Annotated in this window: 26 protein-coding genes; 14 read left to right on the top strand and 12 right to left on the bottom strand. The window is 57.1% G+C overall.

Going from position 1 to position 26,245, the window contains the following annotated elements; genetic code table 11:
* Window positions 1-8: 8 nt before the first annotated feature.
* From AB4P97_RS13985 to AB4P97_RS13965, 5 genes are all read left to right on the top strand, one after another.
* A complete protein-coding gene (locus tag AB4P97_RS13985; protein WP_047302206.1) occupies window positions 9-1,121 on the top strand; it encodes a polysaccharide pyruvyl transferase family protein in 1,113 nt (370 codons plus the stop codon).
* Window positions 1,118-2,350, top strand: a complete 1,233-nt coding sequence (locus AB4P97_RS13980; protein WP_395602881.1) for a polysaccharide biosynthesis C-terminal domain-containing protein — start codon at window positions 1,118-1,120, stop codon at window positions 2,348-2,350. Before AB4P97_RS13985 ends, AB4P97_RS13980 begins: the two co-directional genes overlap by 4 nt.
* Window positions 2,341-3,444, top strand: a complete 1,104-nt coding sequence (locus AB4P97_RS13975) for a hypothetical protein (RefSeq protein WP_042560133.1) — start codon at window positions 2,341-2,343, stop codon at window positions 3,442-3,444. The genes AB4P97_RS13980 and AB4P97_RS13975 overlap by 10 nt, the downstream gene beginning before the upstream one ends.
* A gap of 12 nt (window positions 3,445-3,456) precedes the next feature.
* A complete protein-coding gene (locus AB4P97_RS13970) occupies window positions 3,457-4,506 on the top strand; it encodes an acyltransferase family protein (protein WP_395602880.1) in 1,050 nt (349 codons plus the stop codon).
* 198 nt (window positions 4,507-4,704) lie between these two features.
* Window positions 4,705-5,835 carry an SGNH/GDSL hydrolase family protein gene (locus AB4P97_RS13965; RefSeq protein ID WP_395602879.1) on the top strand — a complete coding sequence of 377 codons (1,131 nt, stop codon included), beginning with the start codon at window positions 4,705-4,707 and terminating at the stop codon, window positions 5,833-5,835.
* A gap of 164 nt (window positions 5,836-5,999) precedes the next feature.
* Here the strand turns inward: AB4P97_RS13965 and AB4P97_RS13960 are convergent, their stop codons facing one another.
* Entirely contained in the window at window positions 6,000-6,410 is a 411-nt protein-coding gene (locus tag AB4P97_RS13960) for a mannose-1-phosphate guanylyltransferase (RefSeq protein WP_200616755.1), read from the bottom strand.
* Window positions 6,411-6,457: 47 nt separating this feature from the next.
* A complete protein-coding gene (galU, locus tag AB4P97_RS13955; protein WP_042560129.1) occupies window positions 6,458-7,291 on the bottom strand; it encodes a UTP--glucose-1-phosphate uridylyltransferase GalU in 834 nt (277 codons plus the stop codon).
* A gap of 390 nt (window positions 7,292-7,681) precedes the next feature.
* On the opposite strand from galU, the gene galE reads away from it, so the two are divergent.
* The 7 genes from galE (at window position 7,682) to AB4P97_RS13920 (ending at window position 14,090) form a co-directional block, all read left to right on the top strand.
* A complete protein-coding gene (gene galE, locus AB4P97_RS13950; protein WP_210703275.1) occupies window positions 7,682-8,698 on the top strand; it encodes a UDP-glucose 4-epimerase GalE in 1,017 nt (338 codons plus the stop codon).
* Window positions 8,699-8,929: 231 nt separating this feature from the next.
* Window positions 8,930-9,166, top strand: a complete 237-nt coding sequence (locus tag AB4P97_RS13945) for a hypothetical protein (RefSeq protein ID WP_016775457.1) — start codon at window positions 8,930-8,932, stop codon at window positions 9,164-9,166.
* Window positions 9,167-9,311: 145 nt separating this feature from the next.
* The gene (locus AB4P97_RS13940) at window positions 9,312-10,373 is read left to right on the top strand and encodes a polysaccharide biosynthesis/export family protein (protein WP_047302187.1); all 1,062 of its coding nucleotides are present in this window, start codon (window positions 9,312-9,314) and stop codon (window positions 10,371-10,373) included.
* An 11-nt stretch (window positions 10,374-10,384) separates the two neighbouring features.
* Window positions 10,385-11,050 carry a YjbF family lipoprotein gene (locus tag AB4P97_RS13935; RefSeq protein ID WP_395602878.1) on the top strand — a complete coding sequence of 222 codons (666 nt, stop codon included), beginning with the start codon at window positions 10,385-10,387 and terminating at the stop codon, window positions 11,048-11,050.
* 29 nt (window positions 11,051-11,079) lie between these two features.
* On the top strand, window positions 11,080-11,808 hold the full coding sequence (locus tag AB4P97_RS13930; RefSeq protein WP_261736197.1) for a capsule biosynthesis GfcC family protein: 729 nt from the start codon (window positions 11,080-11,082) through the stop codon (window positions 11,806-11,808).
* Entirely contained in the window at window positions 11,805-13,883 is a 2,079-nt protein-coding gene (locus AB4P97_RS13925; protein WP_395602877.1) for a YjbH domain-containing protein, read from the top strand. The genes AB4P97_RS13930 and AB4P97_RS13925 overlap by 4 nt, the downstream gene beginning before the upstream one ends.
* A 27-nt stretch (window positions 13,884-13,910) precedes the next feature.
* Entirely contained in the window at window positions 13,911-14,090 is a 180-nt protein-coding gene (locus tag AB4P97_RS13920) for a hypothetical protein (RefSeq protein WP_395602876.1), read from the top strand.
* A gap of 328 nt (window positions 14,091-14,418) precedes the next feature.
* Here AB4P97_RS13920 and AB4P97_RS13915 read toward each other — a convergent pair whose 3' ends face one another.
* The 3 genes from AB4P97_RS13915 to AB4P97_RS13905 form a co-directional block, all read right to left on the bottom strand.
* Entirely contained in the window at window positions 14,419-15,813 is a 1,395-nt protein-coding gene (locus AB4P97_RS13915; RefSeq protein WP_042560124.1) for an undecaprenyl-phosphate glucose phosphotransferase, read from the bottom strand.
* Window positions 15,814-16,202: 389 nt separating this feature from the next.
* Window positions 16,203-16,862, bottom strand: coding sequence for a helix-turn-helix domain-containing protein (locus tag AB4P97_RS13910; RefSeq protein WP_273878033.1), 660 nt, complete (start codon window positions 16,860-16,862; stop codon window positions 16,203-16,205).
* A 272-nt stretch (window positions 16,863-17,134) separates the two neighbouring features.
* Window positions 17,135-17,875: a winged helix-turn-helix domain-containing protein gene (locus AB4P97_RS13905; protein WP_395602875.1), complete on the bottom strand. Its 741-nt coding sequence runs from the start codon at window positions 17,873-17,875 to the stop codon at window positions 17,135-17,137.
* A 568-nt stretch (window positions 17,876-18,443) separates the two neighbouring features.
* Here AB4P97_RS13905 and AB4P97_RS13900 point away from each other — a divergent pair.
* Window positions 18,444-19,277 carry an undecaprenyl-diphosphate phosphatase gene (locus AB4P97_RS13900; protein ID WP_395602874.1) on the top strand — a complete coding sequence of 278 codons (834 nt, stop codon included), beginning with the start codon at window positions 18,444-18,446 and terminating at the stop codon, window positions 19,275-19,277.
* Here the strand turns inward: AB4P97_RS13900 and AB4P97_RS13895 are convergent, their stop codons facing one another.
* Both AB4P97_RS13895 and dusA read right to left on the bottom strand, forming a co-directional pair.
* Window positions 19,278-19,697 carry a DUF2388 domain-containing protein gene (locus AB4P97_RS13895; RefSeq protein ID WP_395602873.1) on the bottom strand — a complete coding sequence of 140 codons (420 nt, stop codon included), beginning with the start codon at window positions 19,695-19,697 and terminating at the stop codon, window positions 19,278-19,280.
* A gap of 27 nt (window positions 19,698-19,724) precedes the next feature.
* Window positions 19,725-20,699, bottom strand: a complete 975-nt coding sequence (gene dusA, locus AB4P97_RS13890) for a tRNA dihydrouridine(20/20a) synthase DusA (RefSeq protein ID WP_395602872.1) — start codon at window positions 20,697-20,699, stop codon at window positions 19,725-19,727.
* A gap of 140 nt (window positions 20,700-20,839) precedes the next feature.
* Between dusA and AB4P97_RS13885 the strand changes: the two genes are divergently transcribed.
* Entirely contained in the window at window positions 20,840-21,991 is a 1,152-nt protein-coding gene (locus AB4P97_RS13885) for a tyrosine-type recombinase/integrase (RefSeq protein WP_395602871.1), read from the top strand.
* Here AB4P97_RS13885 and AB4P97_RS13880 read toward each other — a convergent pair.
* From AB4P97_RS13880 to AB4P97_RS13860, 5 genes are all read right to left on the bottom strand, one after another.
* Window positions 21,966-22,241 carry a pyocin activator PrtN family protein gene (locus AB4P97_RS13880; RefSeq protein WP_395602870.1) on the bottom strand — a complete coding sequence of 92 codons (276 nt, stop codon included), beginning with the start codon at window positions 22,239-22,241 and terminating at the stop codon, window positions 21,966-21,968. The genes AB4P97_RS13885 and AB4P97_RS13880 overlap by 26 nt on opposite strands.
* Window positions 22,242-22,619: 378 nt before the next feature.
* Window positions 22,620-22,799, bottom strand: coding sequence for a hypothetical protein (locus AB4P97_RS13875; RefSeq protein ID WP_395602945.1), 180 nt, complete (start codon window positions 22,797-22,799; stop codon window positions 22,620-22,622).
* 38 nt (window positions 22,800-22,837) lie between these two features.
* A complete protein-coding gene (locus AB4P97_RS13870) occupies window positions 22,838-23,101 on the bottom strand; it encodes a hypothetical protein (RefSeq protein ID WP_395602869.1) in 264 nt (87 codons plus the stop codon).
* An 80-nt stretch (window positions 23,102-23,181) separates the two neighbouring features.
* Entirely contained in the window at window positions 23,182-23,478 is a 297-nt protein-coding gene (locus tag AB4P97_RS13865; protein ID WP_395602868.1) for a hypothetical protein, read from the bottom strand.
* Between the two features lie 48 nt (window positions 23,479-23,526).
* A complete protein-coding gene (locus AB4P97_RS13860) occupies window positions 23,527-26,241 on the bottom strand; it encodes a bifunctional DNA primase/helicase (protein ID WP_395602867.1) in 2,715 nt (904 codons plus the stop codon).
* Window positions 26,242-26,245: the final 4 nt, after the last annotated feature.

Raw genomic sequence — 26,245 nt, 5'->3', positions numbered from 1 at the left:
TCAAGCTTATGAACGTAACGATTTTGCATGGCTACAGTGCGTCCAACTCCGGTGACGGTCTTCTTGTCGATCTGGCCATTGCCCTGGTGCAGCGCAACTTTGGTGACGACACCGCGATCAGCGTTGTGGCGTCCGATCCGCAATCCTTCAGCTACCTGCCGCACCCACGTTTTGACGCGCCGGTGATGGCGGCCAAAGGACTGGGGCGGGTCAAGCAAGCGGTGTTTCTCAATCAGTCCTACGCAGGGCTCGCCGATCTGTTGCGCAAGACTGACCTGATCGTCGGCGTCGGCGGCGGTTACATGCGCTCGAAAAGTGCGTTCGAGCACATCAAGTTGAAACTCGGCCACGCCAAGCAACTGGAAACCGCGATCCTCAGCAAAGTGCCGTCGGTGTACCTGCCGCAAAGCATCGGCCCGTTCCATGGCGAGAGCAGCAAAATCGTCGAGCATTACGCCAGCGCCGACGCGGTGTTTGTGCGCGACAATCGTTCGTCGGCGATCTTCGATGCCTGTGACAACGTCTATCGTGCGCCGGATCTGGCCGTGCAATCGTTGGCCAGCAAAATCCTGCAGCAACCCAAGTTCACCCGTTGCGCCGCGTCCCCGGCCACGGTGTGCGTCGTGCTGCGCAAGCCTCCTGAGTGGAGCAAGGAAAAGAAGGTCGCCTACGTCGCCAATCTGAAGCTGCTGCTGCAACGCCTGAAGAACAAAAGCAAAGTGGTCTGCGCCGTGCAAAGCGCTGTGCGTGGCAACGATGACGGCGCGTTCTATCGCGAACTGGGCATCAGCGAAGACTTGCTGTCGCTGAAGGCGACAATTGCCAAGTATCAGCCGGATCTGGTGATTTCCGTGCGCTTGCACGGCGCGATCGAATCGCTGCTCTCGGGCGTTCCGGCGTACCACATCAGCTACGAACGCAAAGGCTTCGGCGCCTATCAGGACATGGGTGTCGAGGACTGGGTGATCAACGGCGGCGATATCAATGTCGACACCATCATCAACACGGTTTACGCGCCGAACGCGCTGTCGAATTTCGGTAAACGCCTGACCGACACCTGCCGCGAGATCGAGGCAAAAACCGTGGCCATGGACGAGATCATCAAAGGGATCGTTCGATGATATTTCGGCTACTGCTTCGCGGCGGAGCCTTGGGCGCGAAGTTTTTGCTGGTGCTGGCGATCACTCATTACCTCGGTTACGAGGCATTGGGCTTTTACGGCGTGGTGGTCGCGGCATCGTTGATTGCCTCGAAGTTCTACAGCGTCGGCTTCAGTTCGGAAGTCAATCGGCTGATCAGTGTCGGCGGCAGTTCGCGCCGGGTCGTCGATAAGGTTTTGCTGCTGTATCTGGCGGTGGGGCTGGTGTTATCGGTGGTGACAGTGCTGATTTACTCACTGTTCCAGGCTGTCGAGGCGCCGATGGCGCTGATCCTCTGCGTGACCCTGGTGTTGCTCACCGAACACCTGTCGTTCGAAATCAACTCGTTCGTGTTTTCCGCGCAGAAAGCCACGGCGGGCGCGCTGCTGTTTTTCATCAAGACCGGCCTGTGGGCGTTGTTGGCGGTGGGCGGGATGATGCTCGGCTGGGTCTCGGGCATTACCAGTGTGTTGTGGTTGTGGCTTGTCGCCAACGTGCTGGTGATCATCGCCGGCTACCTGATCGTGGTGAACGTGCATCGGGGGCGAGAAGCCGGAACGCTGGCCACCGCGACTGTGTGGAAGGCCGGGTTGCCGTTCTACCTCGGCACCGGTCTGATCGCGTTGAGTCAGTACGCCGAGCGCTTTCTGATCATCGACCTCGAACCCTACGCCAGCCTCGGTAAATACGTGTACGCGTGGTCGGCGGCCAACACCTTGCAAGCGTTGTCCTACGCGGTGGTGGCGGTGGTCGGCATTCCGGTGTTGGCCAAACGTTTTCAGGCCGATCAGCAAGCGTTCACGGTCAGGCAATTGTTCGTCAACAAATGGGTCATGCGCTCACTGGCGGTGTCCGCTGTGGTAGCGGTGGCGATTTATCTGTTCTTCAACGTGGTGCTCGATTACGTCGCGACCAGCGTGCCGCGTCCGGACAATGCGATCCTCGCTGTGCTGATCTTCTCTTTCGCCTTGCGCGCGATTGGCGACATCGTCTGGGGCGGTTTGATTGCCTCGAAAAACAGTCGCGTGTCACTCGCCAGCGCGGCGATCTGCCTGTTGGTTTCGGTGCCGGTCAGCTACCTGCTGATCAAGCACTATTCGATCTATGGCGCGGCGTGGGGCAACGTCTTTGCGGTCATCGTGCAGCTTGGTGTAATTGCCGTGTTGACCCGTGTGACTGGCGTGAAGAAGGCCGCTGTGTCATGGGCCTGAAGCTGCCGTGCATCGAGTTTCGTGGCAAGAAACTCGATTCGTACGTGTCGTTCCTGATCCTCTTCACCGGCCTGTTTCTGTCGGTGGCCATGCCGCTGCTGGTCCCTCGCGCGCCCGGGCCGGATGCCATGACGTTATGGTCGTCCTATGCACGCGCCGACAACTGCAATTTCTGGAATCCGTTCTCGCCGGATCGCTCCTCCTACGAGTGTTCGGCGTTCCTGCTGCGGCCCACCGGGATCAACCTGACCAATGCCTGGGCCTACGGCATGTTCTGCAACTTCTTCCTCACGGCGATTCCGGTGGTGGTGTTTCGGCGCATGCCCCTGGCGATCTTCGGCACCCTGTGTCTGTGGGGCATCGTCCGCTCGTTTTTTCTGGAAAACCTGACCAAGGAAATCATCGTCTCGGTGGCGGTGCTGAGCATTTTGCTCAGCTCGTTGACGCGTAAATATCGCGGCGGGTTTTTCCTGTCGGCGGTGATCTACGGCGTATTGATCCGGCCTTACTGGATTCTGTTTTCGCTGTCCTGGGTCGGCGTCTGTGTGATGAAGAAGTATGTGTCGCGCATGACCTTTTTCCTGATGCTGTTCATGTTCTATCTGGCGGTTGCCATGGCGATTCAGTTGGCGCTCGGGTTTCCGGTGTCGTCGATTCGCGCGAGTAACAACGAATTGCGCACGGCGGGGGAGGAGGGCTCGAAATCGTTGATCGTGTCGTGGCTCAGCGGCAGTGACTTCGTCTCGCAAGCGCTGGACTCGATGATCATCTTCTTCCGGTTGTCGTTCCCCGTGGAGCTGATTCTGCTGTCCGGGCCGGGTCAGGCGATCTTCGTTGCCTTGATGATCATGACCGCGCTGCTGCTGTTCAAAGTCATCACCTCCACCGATTACAAGGGCACACCGATCCAGACCAAACCCAAGGAACTGATCGCGATTCCGCTGGCGTTTTTGCTGGTGCAGGGTTTGTTCGAACCGGACTTCGGCTCCTTCGCCCGGCACTTCTCGATGGTCGTGCCAGTGCTGTTTGTGGGCCTGGGATTGATGCTGCGCGCGAACAAACCGGTGCAGGTTGAATCAAGAATTCTGAATTGAGGCAGGTGCTTTATGTCGAGCAAAAAAAAGTCCCTGGAGATCGAAACCCTGCGCGGCCTGGCGTGCCTGCTGCTGGTGCTTTATCACGTCATCGGCCCGTTGGGCGGCGGCTTGAAGATCGACCTGGGCTCACCGTTTCGAGTGCTCGCCGACTCGATGGTGTACGTGCGCATGCCGCTGTTCACTTTCATTTCCGGCTACATCTACTCGATTTACAAAATCCGCGGGAATGACTTTTCCACGTTCTTCACCGGCAAGGTTCGGCGGCTGATCGTGCCGCTGTTTTGCGTGGGCGTGCCGTTCTCGGTGCTGCAAGCGGTCGGCCCTGGGGTGAACAAGGATGTCGGTGTGATCGACGCGTTGTTGTCGTTCTGGGTGCCGATCAACCACTTCTGGTTCTTGCAGGCGGTGTTCATCATTTTCATGTTCGTCGGCTTGCTGGAGTGGCGTGGTCTGCTGCGTTCGCCCACGCGCCTGTATCTGCTGTTTGCCTTTGCCGCAGCGATATTTCTGCTGCCACCGTTCACGTTCGACGCGTTCGGCATCAACGGCGCAATCTACCTGCTGCCGTTTTTCGTGGCGGGGATGATCGGCCAAGAGAACGTCGACGCGTTGAGGCAGCGGTTCAAGATGATCGGGCCGTTGGTGTTTGTGCTGATCTCGCTGACGCTGTTGTATGTCGCGGCGGTGGATCGCGAGCTGATTGTTGATCGCCGCAGTGTGATTGGTCTGACGGTGGGTTGTGTGTCCTGTTTCGCGCTGCTGTCGAGCGATATGCGCTCGAAGTGGCTGACCTGGCTGGGCGGTTATTCCTATGCGATTTTCCTCTTCCATGTTCTGTTTGCCGCCACTTCGCGGTTTGTCCTGGGACGTTTGGGCGTGAAGGATGAGAGCTTGCTGGTGTTCGGCGGCGTGGCGTGCGGGTTGCTTGGACCTGTGGTGTTGTCGATGGTTTTCAGTCGGTTCAACGTGACCTCGGTGCTGTTTCTGGGGGAGCGGGCGGCAAGCAAAAAACCACTTGTACCCATCACCCCGGTGGTGCCAACCCGATCATCCCTGTAAGTCACACCATTCCTGTGGGAGCTGGCTTGCCAGCGATGGCGGTGGATCAGGTAATGAATCTGTGCCTGACTCGGCCCCATCGCTGGCAAGCCAGCTCCCACAGGTTTATTGGTATGCACAGATTTAATGGATGACCACAAACCCTGTGTGAGCGAGCTTGCTCGCGAAGGGGCCGTCACTGAATGAAGGAATTTATGCATGTTGGCAGTTGATGACGCTCAGCCGGTTGCGGCCGCGGTGGTTGAGGTGGGGGATGCGCGCGAGCGCTTTGCCCAGTGGCGTGAAGGCAAGGCCGGCAAGGTGCTGGCCGTTTCGGTGATCGGCGACAGCTACAGCGCCGGGCAGGATTTCTATCTGAACAAACTGGTGCAGCGGGTGGCCGGGGAGGTGGGTTTCGCCGGGCCTGGCTACGTCGGTTTCAACCACGGCGCGGCGCTGGGCGGCACACACTTCAAATACACCCGTAGCAGTGAGAAGTATTTTGGCGGCGACTGGAAGGTCTCCGGGCTTGGCCAGGCCAGCCCCGATAGCCGAACGGTGACAGGGCGGCCCGGCGCATGGTTGCAGGTCGATGCCAGCCCGACACCGGCGATCAATACCGTCGTCACTCAAGCGAAACTACTTTATCTGGGCAACGGTGAGTCCAGTGAGATCCGCTATCGCTGGACGCCATCGCAAGACTGGAAACCCTTGAAGCTCGCCGGTTCCGGCGTACAAAAGGTGCCATTGCCTGACACGCCGACAACAGCGGATTGGGCGTTCCGGCTCGAAGTGGTGAACGGCGCGCCAACCCTGTTCGGCTTGTGGATGAGCAACGATCAGGGCGGCGTGCGGGTGTCCAAACTGGCGGCCTCCGGTGCGGCATCGGCTGACTTCTACCACAGCGATCCGAAGTGGCAGACGCAGTGGAAAGCGGCCGTGTCGAAGATTCCTGCCGACGTTTATCTGATCATGCTCGGTGGCAACGATCAGGGATTTGGCGTGAAGCCGCAGACGTATTTGCACAATGTGCAGGGGCTGGTGGCAATGATCCGCGAGATTCAGCCAGCGGCGAGCATCAACCTGATCATGCGTCAGGACACCACGCGCTCCAGTGCCTATCCGATGTCGGCTTATGCGCAGGTTTTGCAGCCTTGGGCTCAGTCCCAGCATCTGGGGTACGCCAATCTGCAATGCGCGTTCGGCAGCGACGTCAAACGCTACGCGGCGGCGATGATCGGCCCGGACAAGATTCATCCGGTGCCGGCCACGGGCGGCAAGGTGATTGCCGATTATTTCTATGGCTGGATCACTGGTGCCAAGGACGGTTGCGCCGCTTCCCCACTGTGATCGTTACCCTGTCCTGCGTGTGAAGGCATGAAAACGCATACCCCTGTAGGAGCTGCCGAAGGCTGCGATCTTTTGACTTTGTTTTCCAAGATCAAAAGATCGCAGCCTTCGGCAGCTCCTACAGAGATAACCGGGATTTACGATCCACAGGTCAACGTTGGGGCTTACGCTTTTTCGAAGGCGTCCAGTTGACTCAACAACTCCGCAAGCTTCTGCGGCATCAACCGCGTATCACAACGCGTCTCCACGTTGATGATGATCGCCGGGTCGTTGCAGCAGATGCGCACCCGGAAGCGCCAGTCGCTGAAAATCACTTTCAGGCCGTCGTGGTCATCGATTTCCAGCGCCTGCTCGCCATAGAGCTTTTTCAGGTGAGCGAGCAGGGGATAGGGATCGGCCAGCGGCCGGCGAATGTCGCCGGAGGACGGAAACATGCCGATGCGCTCCACCAGCAAAATGGTGCCCAGCCAGGACTCGTTGGCGCTGGGCAACGGCTGCTGACGCGACAACCAACCGACCACCCCGAGGTTGCCCACCTCACGTTCAATGTCTGCCGAATGTTGTGCAATGTTCATAGAGGCCTGCCTGAAATGAAGAGTGGGCGGTGGGTGCGTGGGCCGTCTCAGCGGCCCTTGAGGTAGACGTTTTCGTAGCAGAAGTTGGTCGCTTGCAGGTAACCCTCGGCGTCGCCGCAGTCGAAGCGCAGGCCTTTGAACTTGTAGGCCAGTACGCAACCGTTTTGCGCCTGTTTCATCAGGGCATCGGTGATCTGGATCTCGCCGCCCTTGCCCGGCTGGGTGTCGGCGATCAGGTCGAAAATGTCTGGCGTCAGGATGTAGCGACCGATGATCGCCAGGTTCGAAGGTGCGTCCTGCGGCGCCGGTTTTTCGACCATGTTGTTGACCCGATAAATGCCATCGGAAATCAGCTCGCCGGCAATCACGCCGTACTTGTGCGTCTGATCGGCCGGGACTTCCTGGATCGCTACGATCGAGCAGCGGAATTTCTTGTAGAGCTGGATCATCTGCGTGAGCACGCCATCACCTTCCAGGTTCAGGCACAGGTCATCGGCCAGGACCACGGCGAATGGCTCGTCGCCGATCAACGGACGACCGCTGAGAATCGCGTGGCCCAGGCCTTTCATTTCTACCTGGCGCGTGTAGGAGAAGGTGCAGGTGTCGATCAGCTCGCGGGTGCCGGCAAGGAACTTCTCTTTCTCGGTGCCGCGGATCTGGTGTTCAAGTTCGTAGCTGATATCGAAATGATCTTCCAGCGCACGCTTGCCCCGGCCGGTGACGATGGCCATGTGTTGCAAGCCAGCGTCTCGCGCTTCTTCAACGGCGTACTCGATCAACGGCTTGTTGACGATCGGCAGCATCTCTTTCGGCATGGCTTTGGTGGCTGGCAAGAAACGCGTGCCATATCCGGCAGCGGGAAACAAACATTTACGAATCATAAAAGTATCCTGGACAGTCATGGAACACAGCCAACGGGTGTGCGCACTAACGAAGGAGTGCAAGTTTCAATAGTTATTGAACGACTGCTTTAATACCTGAGTCAGGTTATTAATTGCAATTGAATGCGCCGGTAAATCACGACAATGTTATGAGATGTCGGATGGTGTGTTATTAGTTATTTTTAGTCGGTATCTGTTGATAGTGATGAGTGCACTTGCAGTGCTAATAAGTACCGGGCAATACAGTGTGACCTGCAAAAATATTTATTGCCAGTCATTGAACTAGTTTTGTTTTTGGTTGTTGTCGCCTGGTTTGTGTGGATTGCGACACATCTCCACAACAACAGGCTTGACACGCTACTTGTTAATTATCCAATCACGGACCGCGCTATGAAGATTCTGGTAACCGGTGGCGCCGGCTATATCGGCTCGCACACCACACTTGCGCTGCTTGAAGCAGGTTATGAAGTTGTCGTGCTGGATAATCTTTGCAACAGCAGCGATGCGGCACTGCATGCGGTGGAAGCCATCTGCGGCAAAAGTGCGCAGATGATTCGCGGTGATGTCTGCGATCGGGCGCTGCTTGATCGGATATTCAACGAGCATGCCATCGACGGTGTGCTGCATTTCGCCGGTCTCAAAGCGGTCGGCGAGAGTGTGCGCAAGCCGCTTGAGTATTACGAGACCAACGTCAGCGGCAGCATCACGTTGTGTCAGGCGATGGCGGCGGCTGGGGTATTTCGCCTGGTGTTCAGCTCATCGGCCACGGTCTACGGCGAGCCGGCGCAGATGCCGATCCGCGAAGACTTTCCGACCGGTACTCCGACCAATCCCTACGGGCAATCCAAGCTGATCGTCGAAAACGTCCTGCGTGATCTGTGCCAGTCCGAGCCGCGCTGGAGCATCGCCTTGCTGCGTTACTTCAACCCGATCGGCGCGCACCACAGCGGCCATATGGGTGAAGACCCGAACGGCATTCCCAACAACCTGCTGCCTTATATCAGCCAGGTCGCGGTGGGCAGCCTGCAAGAGTTGTCGATTTTTGGCGACGATTACCCCACGGTCGATGGCACCGGAGTGCGTGACTACATCCATGTGGTCGACCTGGCCGATGGGCATTTGAAAGCCTTGCAGTCGATTTCCGGACGCAGCGGCATTCATACCTGGAACCTCGGCACCGGCGATGGCTACAGCGTGCTGCAAGTGTTACGTGCTTTTGAGCAGGCCTGCGGACAACCCGTGCCTTATCGGGTGATGCCGCGACGTTCGGGGGATATCGCCGAGAGTTGGGCCGACGCGTCCAAAGCTGCGCAAGAGCTGGGCTGGAAAGCCAGGCGTAACTTGCAGGACATGGTCACCGACACGTGGCGCTGGCAATCGAACCATCCGAAGGGCTATCTCCGATAATGTCGTTTTGATGCCCAATGTTAGTTTCGGTCAGGTGTTAGATATCGTCGGGAAAATACGCTGGAAATGCCTTTTGCAAGTCCGTAGATATAAACCTGCCGTTCGACTTTTATCAGTTGCGTAAGACTGTGAAAGAACAACGGATCTTGTTCGCATTTTTCGCGGACTTGAACTCTACCACCTCTAGCACCGGCCGGTTTTTAACAGGTCGAATGTTAGAAAGGAGTTGATATGAAGAAAGTGATGGCAGTTGCCCTGTTGACGATGTTGAGCAACTGGGCTGCCGCAGCTGAAGCGCCGCTTACTGCGGTGACCAATGTGGGCGGTAGTGTAGCGGCTTCGCAAGCCCCTGCAGCCAGTACTGCAATGGTCGCCAGTGCAGTAGCGGCGTCCAACAGCGGTGGCAGTGCCAACGGCGGTACCACCGGTACGACGGGTACCACCGGTACAACCGGCACGCATAACTAACAGCGGTTTTTGTTAGTGCAGTACAGGGTCGCCCGACGCAAGTCGGGTGACTTCTTTTTTTAGATCCGCCCTTGAATAGCGTAGTGCCATTATGACTCGTAGTTTTTCTCTTTTAATGTTGGCAAGTCTCGCTTTACAAGGTTGCATGTTTTCCCCCGGCCAGTACCTGAGCACCAGCGACATCACCCGCCAGGGTGCCAGTGAGAGCAGTCGGGTCGAGCTGATTCCGATCACGCCCAAGCTGATCTCCACCACCCGCGCCACGCAAAAGCGCACGTCGCTGCCGCCGGAGTTATTGACGACCCCGGCCGAGTACCGCATCGGCAATAACGATGTCTTGTACATCACGGTCTGGGATCACCCCGAGCTGACAGCGCCGTCCGGTGCGCAGCAACAGATCGATGCCAACGGCCGTCTGGTGCGTTCCGATGGCACGCTGTATTACCCGTTTATCAAGGAAGTCCAGGCCACCGGCCGGACCATCCAGCAACTGCGCGCAGACATCGAACAACGGCTGTCGGCGTTCATCGCCGAGCCGCAGGTGGACGTCGCCGTGTTGCGTTTCGCCAGTCAGAAAGTGGTGGTCACCGGCGCGGTTACGAAGGCCGGCCCGCAGGCGATTTCGACCAATCCGCTGAGCGTGGTCGAAGCGCTGGGTTCGGCCGGCATCGATACCAGCAACGCGGACTTGTCCGGCCTGCTGCTGACGCGTAACGGGCGGGTGTATCCGCTTAATCTCGACTCGCTCAACCAACATGATTCCGAGTTGCAAGGCGTGTACCTCAAGGGCGGCGATCAGTTGTACCTGCCATACAACGACAACAAGCGAATTTACGTCATGGGTGAGGTCAACCAGCCACGCGCATTGAGCTTCAAGACGGCGACGATGAACCTCTCCGATGTGCTCGGTTCGGTCGGCGGCTTGAGCCAGACCACCTCCAACGGCAACGCGGTTTACGTCATTCGCGGTGTAGAGAACCTCGACGTCGAGCCGGCGAAAATCTACCAGTTGAATGCCCAGTCGCCGACCGCCATGGCGCTCGCCACGCATTTCGAAGTGCGTCCGCAGGATGTCGTTTATGTCGGCCCTGCGAACGTGACGCGCTGGAACCGCTTCATCAGCCAATTGGTGCCGTCGGCGTCGATTGTCGGATCCGGGGCTTCCGCTGCGAAGAACTGGAGCGAATTCAGTAACAACAGCAAATAAGGCCGCCGACTGTGAACACGTTGAAAGTGGGTGTCTGCCTGATGGCGGCCCTGTTGTTGTGCGGCTGTAACCCACTGATGAGCGCGTCGCTGAACAACCTCAAATCGGCGGTGATCGGCCCTGACGAAGTGGACGTGACGCCGGCCCAGGTGGCCGAGGTCAGCTATCCGCAACTCAAGTTGACCACGCCGTCCGGCTCCGGGGTGCTGGCGTTGGTGCGTGAGCGTGAAGACCTGCAGTTCTGGGTCGCCTCCGGCAAGCAAGTGCTGCTGCTGCGCGATGGCCTGGCCGTGCGCAGCATTGGTCTGGGCCTTGAGGGCGATCTCGACGGCATGCGTCTGGCGGATGACTCGCCGTTCAAATCAGGCCTGCATCAAGTCGCCGATGGCTTTACCACGCGGCGCTGGATCGACCTCTACAAGGGCCAGGAAGTGGGGGTGATCGTCAACAGTCGCTTCACCCGCCGCTCGACGGAAACCCTCGACATTCTTGACAAGGAATACACCGTGCTACGTGTCGATGAGCAGATTGACGCTCCGGCCATCGGCCTGAGTGCGACCAATCGTTATTGGGTTGATCCGCGTGACGGTTTCATCTTCAAGAGTGAGCAGCAACTGACCTCGCAACTGCGCGTCAGAATCGTGCAACTGACACCTGATCGCAGGCATCTGCCGTGAAGCGTCTTGGCTTTTTTTCAGCGTGTCTGATGGTGATTGCCGGTGTGAGCCAGGCCGCTGTCACGGTGACGGGCGATGTCGCCAATCCCGGGCCGGTCGAACTTCCGGCGGGCGGGCGCTTGCTCGATGTGATCAACGAAGCGGTGCCCAATGCCGAAGGTTATTGGTTGGCGGGGGTGTTGCTGCGCCAGTCATTGCTGGAGGAGCAGACGCGACTCAAGGCTGGCGTGCTGTTTGATCTGGATGTCTTGCAGCGCATGGCGTTGCTCTTTGACATGCCGAGCCGTGTGGCGCTGGCGCAACGGTTGACCGAGCAAGTCCGGCAGATGCCGGTGACTGGCCGGCAGATCGCCGATCTCGATCCGGTCGCGGTGGAAGTCGGCTTCGCGCGCAACATCCGTCTGGACGATGGCGATCGTCTGATCTACCCCAAGCGCATCGACGAAGTGGAAGTGCTCGGTGCTGTCGCCGAGCCTTGCCACTTGCCGTATCAACCGTTGCAGGAGGCTCGCGAATACCTGCAAGGGTGCTCGATCCTGAGCGATGCCGAGGCCGATTACCTGTGGTTGATCCAGCCCAACGGCGTTTCGCGGCGCGTCGGTATTGCGCATTGGAATCGCGAGAGCGGGCACATTCCCGTCGCCGGCAGCAAGATTCTGGTGCCGGTCAAAAATGATGATCTTGATCCGCCTCTTCCTGAACTGAATCAGCAGTTGGCCGAATTGATTGCCACGCAATTGGCTGAGGTGGTTCGTTGAATTTTCGTTTTGCAGCTGTTTTTTTATTGCCCGTTGGTCTGGCCCATGCCGAGCCGCGTATTACTCAAAGTGACTTCGGTGGCACGGGCCTGTTGCAGACGCCGACGGCGCGCATGGCCCCTGCCGGCGAGTTGAGCGTCAACGCCAACCGCACCGAGCCTTACAGCCGTTACAGCGTTTCGTTGCAGCCTCTGGATTGGCTCGAAGGCTCGTTTCGCTACACCGCGATCACCAACCGGGCGTACGGCTCCGAGGCCCTCAGCGGCAGCCAAAGCTATAAGGATAAGGCGGTCGACGCCAAAGTCCGGCTGTGGCAGGAAAGCCATTGGCTGCCCGATGTGGCACTGGGCTTCCGAGATATCGGCGGTACGGGTTTGTTCTCCAGTGAATATTTCGTCGCCAATAAGCGCTACGACAATTTCGATTTCAGCGCCGGCATTGCCTGGGGTTACCTGGGCAATCGCGGCGACATCGACAACCCGCTGGGCTATGTCAGTGATCGCTTCGATACCCGGCCCGCGCTCGAAGGCACCGGTGACGTCAACTCAGGTTCGTACTTTCGCGGTAAACCTTCGTTTTTCGGCGGCGTGAGTTATCAGACGCCATGGGATCGCCTGAGCCTGAAACTCGAATACGAAGGCAACGACTACAAGCACGAGCCGAAGGACAACGTGATCAAACAGGACTCGCCGATCAACTTCGGCGCGGTGTTCAAGGTCGCGGATTCGGTCGACATCAGTGCGGCGTGGGAGCGCGGCAACACGGCGATGTTCGGCGTGACATTTCACACCAATTTCGTCAGCCGCAAGGCGCCGGCCAAGACCTACGACCCAACCCCCGAACCGCTGCCGGCGAAGATGCCGACCACCTCGATGGAGCAGGTCGACTGGGCTAACGTCTCGCAGCGGTTGCAGCAAAATGCCGGGTACAAAGTCGAGCGCATCACTCAGCGCGATTCCGAGCTGATCGTGTATGGCGAGCAGCAGCGTTATTTTCATTCGTCCAAAGCGGTCGGTCGTGCGAGCCGGGTTCTCGACAACAGCGTCAACGACGACATCAACTGGTTCACCGTGGTCAACAAGCGTTACGACCTGCCGCTGGAAGAAACCAGCGTGCCGCGCGATACCTTTCGTGAAGTGATCAACAACGAGGAGCCGCTGCTGTCGTTGCACCGCACCACCGAAATCAATCCGGCGATGCCGCGCAACGAGAAAACTCTCTACAGCGAAGCGCCGCAGCACTTCAGTTATGGCGTGGGTCTGGGCTTCAAGCAAAACGTCGGCGGCCCTGACGGTTTGCTCTATCAGTTCAGTGCCGACGCGGACGCCGAGTACCGCTTCAACCGCAGCACGTGGTGGAGCGGTTTGCTCAGTGCCAACCTGATCAACAACTTCGACAAATTCACCTACGACGCACCCAGCGGGTTGCCGCGCGTGCGCACGGATTTGCGTCGGTACCTGACCGAGTCCGAAGTGACCATGCCGATGTTCCAGCTGAGCCACACCGAACAGTTGGATAAAGACTTGTACGGCATGGTGTACGGCGGTTATCTGGAGTCGATGTTTGCCGGGGTAGGGGGCGAAGTGCTGTTCCGCCCGACCGGCGAGCGCTGGTCGGTGGGCGCGGACCTCAACTACGTGCGCCAGCGTGAATTCGACCAAGGTTTCGGCCTGCGTGATTACTCGGTGGTGACCGGTCATGTCACCGGTTATACCGACTTGCCTTACGACATGCTGGCGGCTGTCAGCGTCGGCCGTTACCTGGCCGGCGACTGGGGCGGCACGATGGACATTTCCCGAGAGTTTTCCAACGGCGTGCGGGTCGGCGCCTGGGCAACGATAACCACGGCCAGTAGCGCCGAGTACGGTGAAGGTAGCTTCGACAAGGGTCTCTATCTGTCGATCCCGTTCGACGAAATGATGAGCATGTCGACCATGCGCCGGGCCAACCTGGTCTGGGCACCGCTGACCCGAGACGGCGGCGCGCGGCTTAATCGTGGTTATCAACTGCACTCGATGACCGATAGCCGCGATGACGATATGTTCTATCGCAACTTTGAGAAAATCACTGAGTAATGACTGGTCTTGCGAGGACTCAATTGTGTGGCTGGCCTGCCAGCCGACGATTTTTTGTCTGAATACACTGAGTCCAAATTTGTAGCCGCCAGCCTGCTGGCGATAGCCATATATCAGGCACAGTTGATATTGCCGATGTATCCGAATCCCTGTGGGAGCTGGCTTGCCAGCGATGATGGCGGCACATTCAGCACTGATGTTGACTGACCTACCGCAATCGCTGGCAAGCCATCCCCACAGGGTCATTCGCCGCAGCCCCAAACTCGGATCCACCAAAAATCCCCTGTAGGAGCTGCGGAACGCTGCGATCTTTTGATCCTGATCTTTACGATCAAAAGATCACAGCCTCGTTTTACTCGACAGCTCCTACAGGGTCAGATGTCGAAACCAAAGATCCGATTCATACCCATTCCCCCATGGGCTCTTAGTGAGCCCCGAGTCAGGGTCCATATCCGACTTCGGTCAACCCCAAATCCCGGGCACAAAAAAGGGGACTTTCGTCCCCCTGCGGTCATGCATTGCGTAACGCCAACCCTCAGTAGATATCCTTCGACAACAACGTAAACGGTGTCTTCACCAGGATCTTCAGGTCCAGCCACAGCGACCAGCTGTTGATGTACTGCAGGTCAATCTCGACACGTCGCTGCATCTTGTCGATGGTATCGGTCTCACCCCGGCAGCCGCTGATTTGGGCGAGGCCGGTAATGCCTGGCTTAATCCGATGACGCGCCATGTAAGCGAGGATTTTCCCCGAGTAGAAATTGTTGTGCGCGACGGCATGAGGGCGTGGGCCAACAAGCGCCATGTGCCCTTGCAGCACGTTGAACAATTGCGGCAGTTCATCCAGCGAAGTGCGGCGGATGAAGCGTCCGACCGGGGTGATGCGCGAATCGTTGCGGCTGGCCTGCTTGACCTCTTTGTCATCGTGCACGCGCATCGAGCGGAATTTCCAGACCTGAATCACCTTGCCATTCCAGCCGTGGCGATCCTGCTTGAAAAACACCGGGCCCGGCGAGTTGATCTTCACGGCCAAGGCAATGATCGCCAGCACCGGACTCAACAGGATGATCGCCAGCAGCGCGACGCTTTTCTCCATCAGGCTTTTGCTCAGTGCAGCGGTCGGACGGCTGGTCAGCGGGCTCTCGTTCAGGTAGATCGCCGGCAGGCCGTCCACGACTTTCACCGAATGATTGAGCAGCGTCAGGCTGTTCAAGTCCGGCACCCAGACCACATCCACGTTGGCGCCGAGCAAGTCGACATACATGGCTTCGATTTTCGCCGCTTCCGACAGCGGCAGAGTGATGTACAAACGGCGGATATCGTGGGCTTCGATCAACGCCAGCAGATCTTCCTGAGCGCCGACCACGCGAGGTGCATCCGAGGTAAGCGAAGGCACCTTGCCGTTGCTGATCAACCCCACCAGCGGCAGGTTTTCAATTTGGCTCAGCTTCTTCGCCAGCCCCAGCGCCAACTCACCGGTGCCGACGATCAAGGTCTTGTGCTCGCTTTTACGCGAACGCTGGTAGAACTTCGAAAACGCATGCAGCGGCGCGTACAACAGTGCCTGGCCAAGGAAGCCGTACACCGCCCAACTGAGGATGACCTGTCGGGAAAACAACTCATCGGCTTTGCACACAAACGCGATGAAAGCCAACGCCGCCATGGTCATGGACCAGCCCATGAACAGGCGTCCAAGCCCCGTCAGATAGTTATCCCGTTTACGATAAACGCCACTGAACGTGTAAGCCGGCACTGATGCAAGTACCGCCAGCGTTGCGCACATCCGGTAGTAGAACGCGACGGTTCCCGTGTGTTGCTCCGCCAATACAAACAGCAGGGCTACGATAAAGCCCTGTGCCAGCGCCCATTGTCCCCAGAAGGTAAGTCCCTTGAGGCCCGTGCTTCGATTGATACTAAGAGAAAGATCCATACGATATCCCCAAAAGACGTCCATTCAGGTTTCAACAGTTGAAAGCCGAGTTGTTAGTCAGATGTATTGTTTTTGTTCTGGTTAGTGTTCTGAGGTAACAACGTCGATATGCCGAACTGTCGTCAGTCAATAGACTAATTTATTGTCGGGAATGGTGTCTGACGAGTTCTAACAAGGTGGCACAATGCCAACTTTTTAATAATTAAATAGTTGGTTGTTAGAAAAGGTCGCAGAGGAGGGGGTGAATAGTTGTTGTTGTATTTGTTACTGTTAGAGGGTGGAGGCAGGGATTTCTATTCTAATCAGGGAGATGGAACCAAACAGAGTGCTCTTGTTGTTTTTGTAATCGCACTGTTATCTGTTTGTGTGTTCGCAGATATTGCCTGTGTTTACGCGACGATGTCCTGGATGAGGCAATAACCGCGATTTCTCACGGCACGGAACAGTCGCTCACCTTGGCTGGCACTTTTGAATTTGTCTTGCAGACGGCTCAGACACATTTCCAGTCCGCGATACTGCTCCGGCTCTCGGCCGATGCTCAGGATCAAGTCATCTCGACTGACCACACGGTCTTCGTGATGCAGCATTTTTCTCACCAGTGCCGTTTCCAGGCCGGTAAGACTGATCTCGACATCGTCTTTGATCAATGCGCCTTGATCATTATCCAGATGCCAGGTTTCGGTACACGGCGTAACGCCTTCATTACCAACAGGCAGTTTGCCGGATTCGCCGGTTATGGCCGGGGCGCTGCGAAAGGGATTGCTTGATTGTGCTGCCCGCCACTCGGATTCGAGTGTGGCCAATATACGCTGGGTGTCATGTTCAATCGTGCGGGCAACGTGCTTTCGGGTGCCGCTTGGGTAAGTGAACTCCATCAGCATGGGGGCGGAAGAGGGCGAAGTAGCACCTTCAATAAACATTTGTGCCTGAGACGTGCCCAGTGAATTGAAGCGCTCGCTCGACAGGATGTTCTCGAGTTCACGTTGCGACGCTGTGCTGTTGGTCACGACAACAAAATATTTTCTGGGGAGGGTTGTACTAGTTTCCATGTCTCTCTCCTTAACTGCGTACCAAAATTGGCTAAAAGGTGAATCGGCAGGCGAGCAATGACTTCCTTGGAAGTAATCCACAGGCAGGGTCTGGGCCCGAAAATGGCCCTCGATAAGTTCCACTCGTTCTGCTGCTATGTTGTTGAGTTTATTGTTATGTTATTGCGCTCATTTGATCGCTTTTTTATAGGTAGGCGTGAAATAAAACCATAGATATATCGTTGCATCAGACGATCCTTCGTGAGCATGCAAAAGGGATGGCTGCCCGAGACTCAGGCAGTCGATATCAGGCCCCGCATCAAACGATAGCCATAGCCGCGGATGCTCTGAATCGCGTTTGTACCATACACGTCCTTGATTTTTCCACGCAAGCGACTGATGGACTTCTCCAGCGCACGAGGATCGTAGAAATTGGGATTGAGCCCCATGATGTTGGCGATTTCATCATGGCTCAGAATGTGATTATTACTTTGCGCAAACGCTTCAAGGATTTTCATCTCGGCAAACGAGATATCCAGGCGTTTATTTGTGCTCAGCAGACAGATCCGAGTTGGATCAAGTGTCAGTTTGATGTCTCTTTGCCATTCTTCACTGCTGAAGAATTCTCCTAACGACTCGGCGCCATCTTCGGAAAGGGTGTTGATTTTGATACAGAAGTCGGCACCGGCAAGGTAGTACTTGATCTTGTTGAAAGCACCGCGGCCAGTGATAACTGCACAAATGAGTGGCTTAAAGTTGTCTTTGCGCAGGTTTTCGACCAGCGCAAGATTGTCTTCGAGTGCTTGTGGGCTGTCGATGACAATGAAGATTGCTCGATACAATGCAGAATCTTCATTCTGCATATAGGCATCAGTGTACGAGTTGGCTTCAAGCGCCACATCGGTTCGCACAAGCTTTGCGAGTAGCGCACTAAAATGCTCCGCCACGCCACGGGTTCGACCCAAAGTGAGTACACCTGGTTCGTCGATTGTCGGGCGCGGACTTCTAGTCGCCAAGTTCCCTGAGAGCATCATGCATTGACTCGAAATTAGGTGCTGACATCAGGATGTTAAAGCACAGGTTCTCATCTGTGACTGACAATTGGTAACATTTACGCCGTTTTTAGACGTAGCTCCCGAGTTTTCTAACAATAAATAAGATTTTCAAGCTTTTAGTTGATTTTCTCGGCTTCGTGAACTAGTGAGTATATGGTGGCAATATGAAATTGTGCCACTATTTTGAACTCATGACGACATCTTTGTTTATGTCCATTGGCCACTGTATAGCCAGCCTTCAATATGTGAGGCAGGTCACACTTTATTGGCGCAATGAAATTTTTCCTACTAAGTGCCTAAATAATTTCACATTAGTTCGTACGCGGACGTTTATTAACATGGCTTGAGTGTGTCTTTTGATAAGACGTAATCTCCTCGGCCAACAAGAGCAAAAGATCGCAGCCTTCGGCAGCGCCTACATTTGGAAAGCATTCACCTGTAGGCGCTGCCGAAGGCTGCGATCTTTTGATCTTTGTATTATTTAAGATACTCAATCCCTGAGTGTTATCGACCAGTCGCTCAGCAAGAGCGCTCTGACGGAGGATTAATGGATTTCTGGACCTTTTTCCAGGTGTTGATTTTGGGTGCAGTAGAAGGCCTCACCGAATTCTTGCCGATCTCCAGTACTGGCCACCAGATTATCGTTGCCGACTTGCTGGAGTTCGGCGGTGAACGCGCCATGGCGTTCAACATCATTATTCAACTGGGTGCCATTCTTGCCGTGGTCTGGGAATTCCGGCCGAAGATCATCGAAATCGTCAAAGGCTTGCCGACCGAGCGCAATGCGCAACGATTCACCCTCAACCTGTTGATCGCCTTTCTGCCGGCCGTGGTTCTGGGTGTTCTCTTCGCTGACGCCATTCATCACTACTTGTTTAACCCGATCACAGTCGCCGTCGCTTTGGTTGTCGGCGGTATCGTGATGTTGTGGGCCGAACAGCGCAGCCATGTGATTCGCGTCGAGCATGTCGATGACATGCGCTGGTCTGACGCGCTTAAGGTCGGTTTCGTACAGTGTCTGGCGATGATTCCCGGCACCTCGCGTTCCGGATCTACCATCATCGGCGGCCTGCTGTTCGGTCTGTCGCGCAAAGCCGCCACCGAGTTCTCGTTTTTCCTGGCCATGCCGACCATGGTCGGTGCCGCCGTGTACTCAGGCTACAAATACCGCGACCTGTTCCAGCAAAGCGACCTGCCGGTCTTCGCCTTGGGCTTCGTCACCGCATTCATCTTCGCCATGATCGCCGTGCGCGGCTTGCTCAAGTTCATCGCCAACCACAGCTATGCGGCGTTCGCCTGGTATCGGATCGCGTTTGGCTTGTTGATTCTGGCCACGTGGATGTTTGGCTGGGTGAACTGGACGGCGGCTGCGGCGGGCTGATTACTGGCTGCTGATCAGCGCGGCGACGGCGAGGTCGTTTAATTCGCTGTCGGGGGATTCCCGACGAAAACGCTGCAAGGCCGAGGTGAAATACGCGGCTTGCAGCATGCCGTCGCTGGCGAGGAAATAGCGCGCGTCTTCCTGCTCCTCGGCGGAGTAAACACGTTTGAAGTTTTCGGTCGTATTATTCGTCGCAGAAAAAGGTGTGAGAAACAGCACAAGGATGGAGAAACCGGAAAATTGCGTGGCCTGCCACGGCGTATCGGTGCTCCCCATGCAGAACCCGTCGCAATGTGCATAAACATTCGAGGTGAAGCTAAACAAGGCGAGCAGGCAGTAACGCTTCAAGCGAGAAAAAATAAACGCGGGCATAAACAAAAGACATCCTGTCAGTACAACAACAATCCGGGCAACGCTCATTCGTTGCCCGCACATACAACGCGTCGATCAACGACCCGCCAACAACTCCGCCGCCTGATCCAGCAACGCCAACGGATCCTTGGCCTTGTGAATATCCACCGACAACAGTTGCCGAAACTTGCGCGCCCCCGGAAACCCGGTGCCCAGGCCCAGCACATGCCGCGTGATGTGATGCATCGACCCACCGGCCAGCAAATGCTCGGCTATATAAGGTCGCAACTGCGCCAATGCTTCCGCACGGCTGATCACCGGCGCCGAACTGCCGAACAACTGCTGATCCACCTCCGCCAGCAGATATGGATTGTGATAAGCCTCACGCCCCAGCATCACACCGTCAAAAGTCTGCAAATGCTCATGGCAGGCCTCCATCGTCTTGATCCCGCCGTTCAGCACAATCTCCAACTCCGGAAAATCTGACTTCAGCTGCGCGGCAACGTTATAGCGCAATGGCGGAATGTCGCGATTCTCCTTCGGCGACAACCCCTCCAGAATCGCAATCCGCGCATGCACCGTAAAACTCGTACACCCGGCATCCCGCACCGTCCCGACGAAATCACACAGCTCCTCGTAACTGTCCCGTCCATTAATCCCGATCCGATGCTTCACCGTCACCGGAATCGACACCGCATCTCGCATCGCCTTCACACAATCCGCCACCAACTGCGGATGACCCATCAGGCACGCGCCGATCATGTTGTTCTGCACGCGATCGCTCGGGCAACCGACGTTGAGATTCACCTCGTCGTAACCGTGCTCCTGCGCCATGCGAGCGCAAGCGGCCAGATCGAGTGGCACGCTACCGCCCAACTGCAAGGCCAACGGGTGTTCGGCTTCGTTGTGACGGAGGAAACGTTCGTGATCTCCGTTTAGCAGCGCGCCGGTGGTGACCATCTCGGTGTAGAGCAGAGCGTTCTTCGACAGGAGGCGTAGGAAGAAACGGCAATGGCGGTCGGTCCAATCCATCATGGGTGCAACACTAAACCGCCGAGACAGCGTAGGCATTGGTTTTACTGGGCTAAGGCTATGATTCTGTACCATTTTACTCAACGTGTTTTCGGCGTGTTTTTGGGCGTTTTCAGGCGTTTTTCAGGTCTCGGTGGTACGATGTACCACTTCAAAACCGACGCGTACCACTTTTCGATATGGCAGCTATCAGGGCAAGAAAACTGGCGGATGGGTCTGTGAGCTACACCGCTCAGATCCGCATCAAGCGTGCTGGAGTGCAAGTCTACCAAGAGAGCCAGACCTTCGCCCGGAAACAGGCAGCGCAGGCGTGGGCGCGTAAGCGTGAATCGGAACTTGATGAGCCTGGTGCGATCGAGCGGGCGAGCCGCAAGGGCGCCACTGCTAAGGAGATGATTGATCAGTACCTGCGCGAAGTCGAAAAGGCGCGGCCGCTTGGTAAAACCAAAAAGGCCACGCTCACGGCTATCAGTGCCAGCTACTTCGGCAAGCTCAACGATACCGACATCAATACGCAGTGCCTGGTGGACTTCGCCCTGTGGCGGATGAGTAGCGAAGGGGGAGGCGTCCAGGCGCAGACCGCCGGCAATGATCTTGCGCATCTCGGCGCCGTGCTTTCCATCGCCAGGGACGCATGGGGTTATCAGGTCGATCCGCTGGCCATGGCCGGTGCCCGGCGAGTGCTGCGCAAACTTGGCTACAACCTCAAGAGCCGCGAGCGGGACCGGCGTCCGACACTGGATGAGTTGGGCAAAATCATGACGCACTATGAGGACATGCAGGCGCGGCGTCGAAGCGTCACCAACATGTTGAAGGTCGTCGGCTTCGCGTTGTTCTCAACTCGCCGTCTCGATGAAATCACCCGCATTCGCTGGGCGGACGTAGACGAGGCTGGCCAGCGAGTCCTGGTCCGGGACATGAAGAGCCCCGGGCAGAAGATCGGCAACGACGTCTGGTGTTACTTGCCAGATGAGGCGTGGCAGATACTCCAGACAATGCCAAAGGCCGGCGACGATATTTTCCCGTACAGCCCCGAGTCTATTTCCACTTCCTGGGCGAAGGCTTGCAAGTTTTTGGGTATCGCTGACCTGCACTTTCACGACCTTCGCCACGAGGGTGTCAGCCGCCTGTTTGAAATGGACTGGGACATCCCACGCGTAGCGAGTGTGTCGGGGCACAGGGACTGGAATTCGCTGCGACGCTACACCCACCTGCGCGGTAAAGGTGATCGGTATGTGCGGTGGGAATGGCACGAAAAGATATTGAGGGCACCCGTCCAACTGGGCGCCGCATCAATGAAGTGGCTCAATAGGCGGGTTTTAAGCCGTTGAGCTGGTTGTTTTCTTTTACCGCGGCGGCGCGCTGGAGATCGAGGTAAGCCGCCAGGTCGCCGATGTGAACGCCTTTGGCGGACTTCTGGCTCGGCTCAAGCCGGGTGATGGGGATCTTGATCTGACCATTCAACACCTTGCGTTGGAACATATCGGGCGTCAGGTGTGTGAAGTAGTCACGGCACACCCGATCAAGCGGGATAATCGCCTGGCCGTCGTACTGGGCCATCAGAATAAAAGCTGTGTTCATGATGCTCCCCTCACATCCGAAACGATTGATGAATGAACCTCGGCCGGGCTATTTCTTCCGCCGGCTTTGCGTCGGCTGTCTGTATCTCGCAGACAAATCTGTGTCGCTCTCGGTTGGTAGCGGTTAGGGCTTTGGTCAGGCCGGGAACAGCATCGAGGCATTGCTCGTAAGCCGTATCTCCAATCCATTGTTGAGTCGGAAACACTTGGCAATCCGTCCGAGACGCATCCGCGCACAGGTACAGCAGCAGGAAAACAGTCATAGCGCGGTGTCCTGTTGCGAAACAATCGGTTCTATTTGTTTTGGCATTTGCATGGTGCTTTTCCTTCGCGGGGCGATGGGGAGTTGCAGCTCCCCGTGGCTCGCTCTTTGAACCAGTCAGCGCGCGTAGCGCCGAGGTTTGTTGTTCTTTGCTTCAGCTCGCACCGCCATCAGCTCGGCCCATTCGCCAGCCTTGCGCTGTTGCCGGATCCGGCTACAGGCTTGATGCTTTCGAGTAGATCGAGCTTTACCGCAAATATCGCAGCGGCTTGGCAGGTCCAGCCGATGGCTCGCCATGAGCGGGCGCGTGCGTTTCGTTGTTGAGGCGTCCACGCTCAAACCTCCCCAAGTAATGCGCGGGTGAGAGCATTCCGCTGGCCTTGGTGCGTGAGCTTGTTCAGTGGGTGAGTAGAGCGCCGCCCGTTGCGGGATTTCACGATGGCAACACCGGCCGATATTTCAGCGATTTTTCCTTCCCGCACGCTGAAGCTGACACTGTGGCCGGTGCTGCGCCCGACGACATAACTCACGTCATCGCCGACCTTGAAGCTGTTCGTGATAGCCTCTGTGCCGCTGCCACTTGGGTTTTGTGCTTGCATGGTGCTTCTCCCTTGGGGTGGTCGGTGTCGAGGGATTGCAGTCCTCTCGACACCACTTTTTTCCGACATTAATTCGCTGGTCAGCCCGCTTGGCGTACCAGGTGAATCACCAAGCCTTTAAGCTGCTCGTTTCCAGCAGCCTCCTCCTGCCATTGCAAAACCTCCTCGATCTGTTTGCTCGAGCAGTCATCGACAAGCAGCGTTCGCTCACCGCGCTCTAACCTCACTTCCATGATTCCGAGCAGCCCTTGATGCGAATACGCATCCGCATGAATGATCCCGGCCTGTTTGCCTTCAGCCAGTTGCTGAGCCTCGATCAATCTCAGCTTTGTCGTCTTGCCCGTGCCGGCGTCGCCGGTGATGACTTGTATTTGCATGGTGCTTCTCCATTGGAACGTGCCCAGCGTTGCAGCGCTGGTTGCTGTTTACGCGCTCTGAAAAATCCAGCAGCGCACAGTGGTGGGTTTGTTGAACATCGCGTTGCCGGCGGCTTGTGAAGCGCGCACGGCGCTGTACACGGCCTTGTTGGATTCCAGCCATTTGTGGCTGCGGCTGTTGACCAGCAGCCCGCGCAATGTCTTGAGGTCGGCGAGGTTCTGCCGATGCTCGCTGGCCTTCTCGGCGAACTCGTTAAGGTTGATCGCGATGAGTTTCGGGTCGGTGCTGTGGTTGACCTGCGGGCCTTCGCCCAGGCTTTCGAGGTATTCGTAGACTTCCCAAAATTCGGCAACCAGCGGGTGGTCGGCACTGATCGCGGCTTGCCGCTCCAGCGCCATGACCATCAATGCCTGATGTGTTGTGGCGACGTGGTTGTCATCGAGCGGGCACACCAGGCGCAGGCAATCGACCAGGGCCATTAACTGGCTGTGGTTCTTGATGATCCGTTCCACGCGGATTTCTTTAAGCCGGCGCAGTTGCTGTTCATGAACCAGCACGCGTTCGGCGAACTTGGCCATCACCTGGGCTTCGGCGCGCACAGCCAGCAGCAGGAAGTGGCTCAACTGTTCAACCGGGATCAGGTTCAGGTTATCTGCCGCTGCACGGCTCTCGGTGGTGACTTCCGGGCGTGCAAAGTGCGATTTGATAATCCGGGTCAGGATCGCTTCGGACGCACTGACGTCGGCGTTCTGGCTGATCGCAATCGCGCCCCGAAACGGTGGTTCGTACGTCTCGTTGCCGCTGGTCTTCATGCCTTTGGTGCCGAGCGTGCCGCCGCCGTAGAAGTCCTTCAGTTCGTCCCAGTCGAAGCCCTTGGCGTGCGCCTTGTCCGGCTCGTTGCGGTCGCCTTCGATCAGTACGACCGGCATGTTGGAGACTTGGCCCATGGCACGCTGTCGGCCTGCGCGGGTCGATTTCGACGGGTCAAAACCTTCATGCTCACGGCCGAGCAGTTTCCACAGGAAGGTCAGCAGCGTGGTCTTGCCGGCACCGGCCTCGCCGGTGACCTCAAGGAACGGAAAGGATTTGTACTGCGCCCGGATCTGCTCGGCGAACAGTGAGCCAAACCAAAAGGCCAGGGCGACAATGCCTTTGGCGCCAAAGCACAGCCACAGCATCGGCAGCCAGTCAGTGCGGTACTGCTTGCTGTCGCGCTGAATGTGCATGGCGATCGACTTCTGCAGTGTCTTGAGCCGCAGCTTGCCGAACTCGAAAAAGTCCTCCTTGTTCACCACGCTGACAATGCCGCCGCGTACCGCGAGATCGCCAAACACGTAGCAGCCGTGTAGTTTGCTGTAGCCGATGAAGTCGATGGTCTCGACCGTTTTCAGGCCGAACAGCTGATCCTTCATGATCTTGTCGAGCTGCTGCCCGCTGCCGGTGAACACGGCGCCGGCGGCCATGCTGAGCAGGCGTTTCTTGAACTCGCTGGCGGCGGCGACCTGGCCACCGGTGAAGGTGTTCTTGACGCTGCCGCTGTCGTGCGGGAAATCGACGCGGAAGTAGTACCAGGATTCGTCGGTGACTTCGTTGCGCTGGAAGTACAGCGCCTGTGGGTAGCAGTTGGCGATTTCCACCACGCCACCACATTGGCGCAGGGCCTTTTCGCGACGCTGCTTTTCGTTCAGCAGCTGGTCTTCGTGGCGATCGGAGGATTCCAGCGCCTGCATGGCCTTGTTGAATTTCTCCAGGTCCATTTTGAACCAGTAGAGCCGGCTGTCGAAGCCAAAGTGAAACTCGTGGCGCTCACGCCATTCGTACATCAGCACGCCTTTCTCAGAGGCGCTTTCGGCGATCAGCAAGGAGCCGTGATAGCGAGCCGTGGCCAGATCCTTATCGATCTGCTCGGCACGCTCGCTCTCACCGTCAATGAATGCCCAGCGCTGATGCAGATCGTTCCAATCGACTTTGCGGCTGTCCGATTGCGGGATCTGCGCCGCTTCGCACTCGTAGCCCAGGGCGCGCGCCTGACGCACCCAACGCTTGGTGTATTTGTGCGCGCCGGGTTCGTTGTCCAGTGCCCAAATGAGCTTGGGCAATTTACCGCCACGCAGGCGTGCCAGCTCTTTCAGTGACTCTTCAGGGAAGAAGGCCGACGACATCGCCGACACCGCCGCAATGCCGTTATGCACCAGGGCGATGGCGTCGAAGATGCCCTCGACAATCCACAGCTCTTTGACGTCCAGTAGCTCGACACACGGCGGGCACCACCAAAAACCACGCGGGCTGTCACCGGGCTTGAACCGCGCCTTCATCTTGCCGAACCGTTGCGGCCGGTCGATCAGGCGTTCCCAGTAGCCACCTTTCTCCAACGCAAAGCGCACCGTCGCGCTGCCGGCATTCAGCTCGCCGGAGAAATACGTTTCCTGCGTAAACCAGCCTTGAATCAGATCGAGCCGAAAGCCCCGGGCAAATTCCAGATAGGCACGGGCGGTGGCGCTGGGGTGTTGCTCGCTGGCCGGGGCGCGCTTGCTCCAGTCTTCGAACAGGTCTTCGTAGATTTCTTTGACGTGCCAGGTCTGGCCACACTTGCCCCGGCCGCAACGGATCATCCATGGGTCATCGTGGAAGGCGTACAGCTCCTTTTTCTTGCACGCCGGGCATTCGCCCTGGCGCATGTATTTGCCGGCTTTGTGCTTGAGTCCGTAGTCGGATTCAAGGCGTTTCAGGATGTCGGCGCGCAGATCGTGCTTCATGTTCATCGGG

Origin of the sequence: Pseudomonas sp. A1230, assembly GCF_044218825.1 — a bacterium.
Classification (GTDB): domain Bacteria; phylum Pseudomonadota; class Gammaproteobacteria; order Pseudomonadales; family Pseudomonadaceae; genus Aquipseudomonas; species Aquipseudomonas iridis.
The sequence above is the reverse complement of the archived record's forward strand: the minus strand, read 5'-3'. Positions and strand labels throughout refer to the sequence as shown.

Coding starts and splice junctions, on each gene's coding strand:
- AB4P97_RS13875 (WP_395602945.1), bottom strand. CDS start 22,799: ATGGCGAGCCATCGGCTGGACCTGCCAAGCCGCTGCGATATTTGCGGT.
- AB4P97_RS13905 (WP_395602875.1), bottom strand. CDS start 17,875: ATGATGCTCTCAGGGAACTTGGCGACTAGAAGTCCGCGCCCGACAATC.
- galE (WP_210703275.1), top strand. CDS start 7,682: ATGAAGATTCTGGTAACCGGTGGCGCCGGCTATATCGGCTCGCACACC.
- AB4P97_RS13980 (WP_395602881.1), top strand. CDS start 1,118: ATGATATTTCGGCTACTGCTTCGCGGCGGAGCCTTGGGCGCGAAGTTT.
- dusA (WP_395602872.1), bottom strand. CDS start 20,699: ATGCCTACGCTGTCTCGGCGGTTTAGTGTTGCACCCATGATGGATTGG.
- AB4P97_RS13865 (WP_395602868.1), bottom strand. CDS start 23,478: ATGCAAATACAAGTCATCACCGGCGACGCCGGCACGGGCAAGACGACA.
- AB4P97_RS13915 (WP_042560124.1), bottom strand. CDS start 15,813: ATGGATCTTTCTCTTAGTATCAATCGAAGCACGGGCCTCAAGGGACTT.
- AB4P97_RS13940 (WP_047302187.1), top strand. CDS start 9,312: ATGTTTTCCCCCGGCCAGTACCTGAGCACCAGCGACATCACCCGCCAG.
- galU (WP_042560129.1), bottom strand. CDS start 7,291: ATGATTCGTAAATGTTTGTTTCCCGCTGCCGGATATGGCACGCGTTTC.
- AB4P97_RS13900 (WP_395602874.1), top strand. CDS start 18,444: ATGGATTTCTGGACCTTTTTCCAGGTGTTGATTTTGGGTGCAGTAGAA.
- AB4P97_RS13895 (WP_395602873.1), bottom strand. CDS start 19,697: ATGAGCGTTGCCCGGATTGTTGTTGTACTGACAGGATGTCTTTTGTTT.
- AB4P97_RS13985 (WP_047302206.1), top strand. CDS start 9: ATGAACGTAACGATTTTGCATGGCTACAGTGCGTCCAACTCCGGTGAC.
- AB4P97_RS13930 (WP_261736197.1), top strand. CDS start 11,080: ATGGTGATTGCCGGTGTGAGCCAGGCCGCTGTCACGGTGACGGGCGAT.
- AB4P97_RS13965 (WP_395602879.1), top strand. CDS start 4,705: ATGTTGGCAGTTGATGACGCTCAGCCGGTTGCGGCCGCGGTGGTTGAG.
- AB4P97_RS13860 (WP_395602867.1), bottom strand. CDS start 26,241: ATGAACATGAAGCACGATCTGCGCGCCGACATCCTGAAACGCCTTGAA.
- AB4P97_RS13885 (WP_395602871.1), top strand. CDS start 20,840: ATGGCAGCTATCAGGGCAAGAAAACTGGCGGATGGGTCTGTGAGCTAC.
- AB4P97_RS13970 (WP_395602880.1), top strand. CDS start 3,457: ATGTCGAGCAAAAAAAAGTCCCTGGAGATCGAAACCCTGCGCGGCCTG.
- AB4P97_RS13910 (WP_273878033.1), bottom strand. CDS start 16,862: ATGGAAACTAGTACAACCCTCCCCAGAAAATATTTTGTTGTCGTGACC.
- AB4P97_RS13945 (WP_016775457.1), top strand. CDS start 8,930: ATGAAGAAAGTGATGGCAGTTGCCCTGTTGACGATGTTGAGCAACTGG.
- AB4P97_RS13880 (WP_395602870.1), bottom strand. CDS start 22,241: ATGAACACAGCTTTTATTCTGATGGCCCAGTACGACGGCCAGGCGATT.
- AB4P97_RS13975 (WP_042560133.1), top strand. CDS start 2,341: ATGGGCCTGAAGCTGCCGTGCATCGAGTTTCGTGGCAAGAAACTCGAT.
- AB4P97_RS13960 (WP_200616755.1), bottom strand. CDS start 6,410: ATGAACATTGCACAACATTCGGCAGACATTGAACGTGAGGTGGGCAAC.
- AB4P97_RS13870 (WP_395602869.1), bottom strand. CDS start 23,101: ATGCAAGCACAAAACCCAAGTGGCAGCGGCACAGAGGCTATCACGAAC.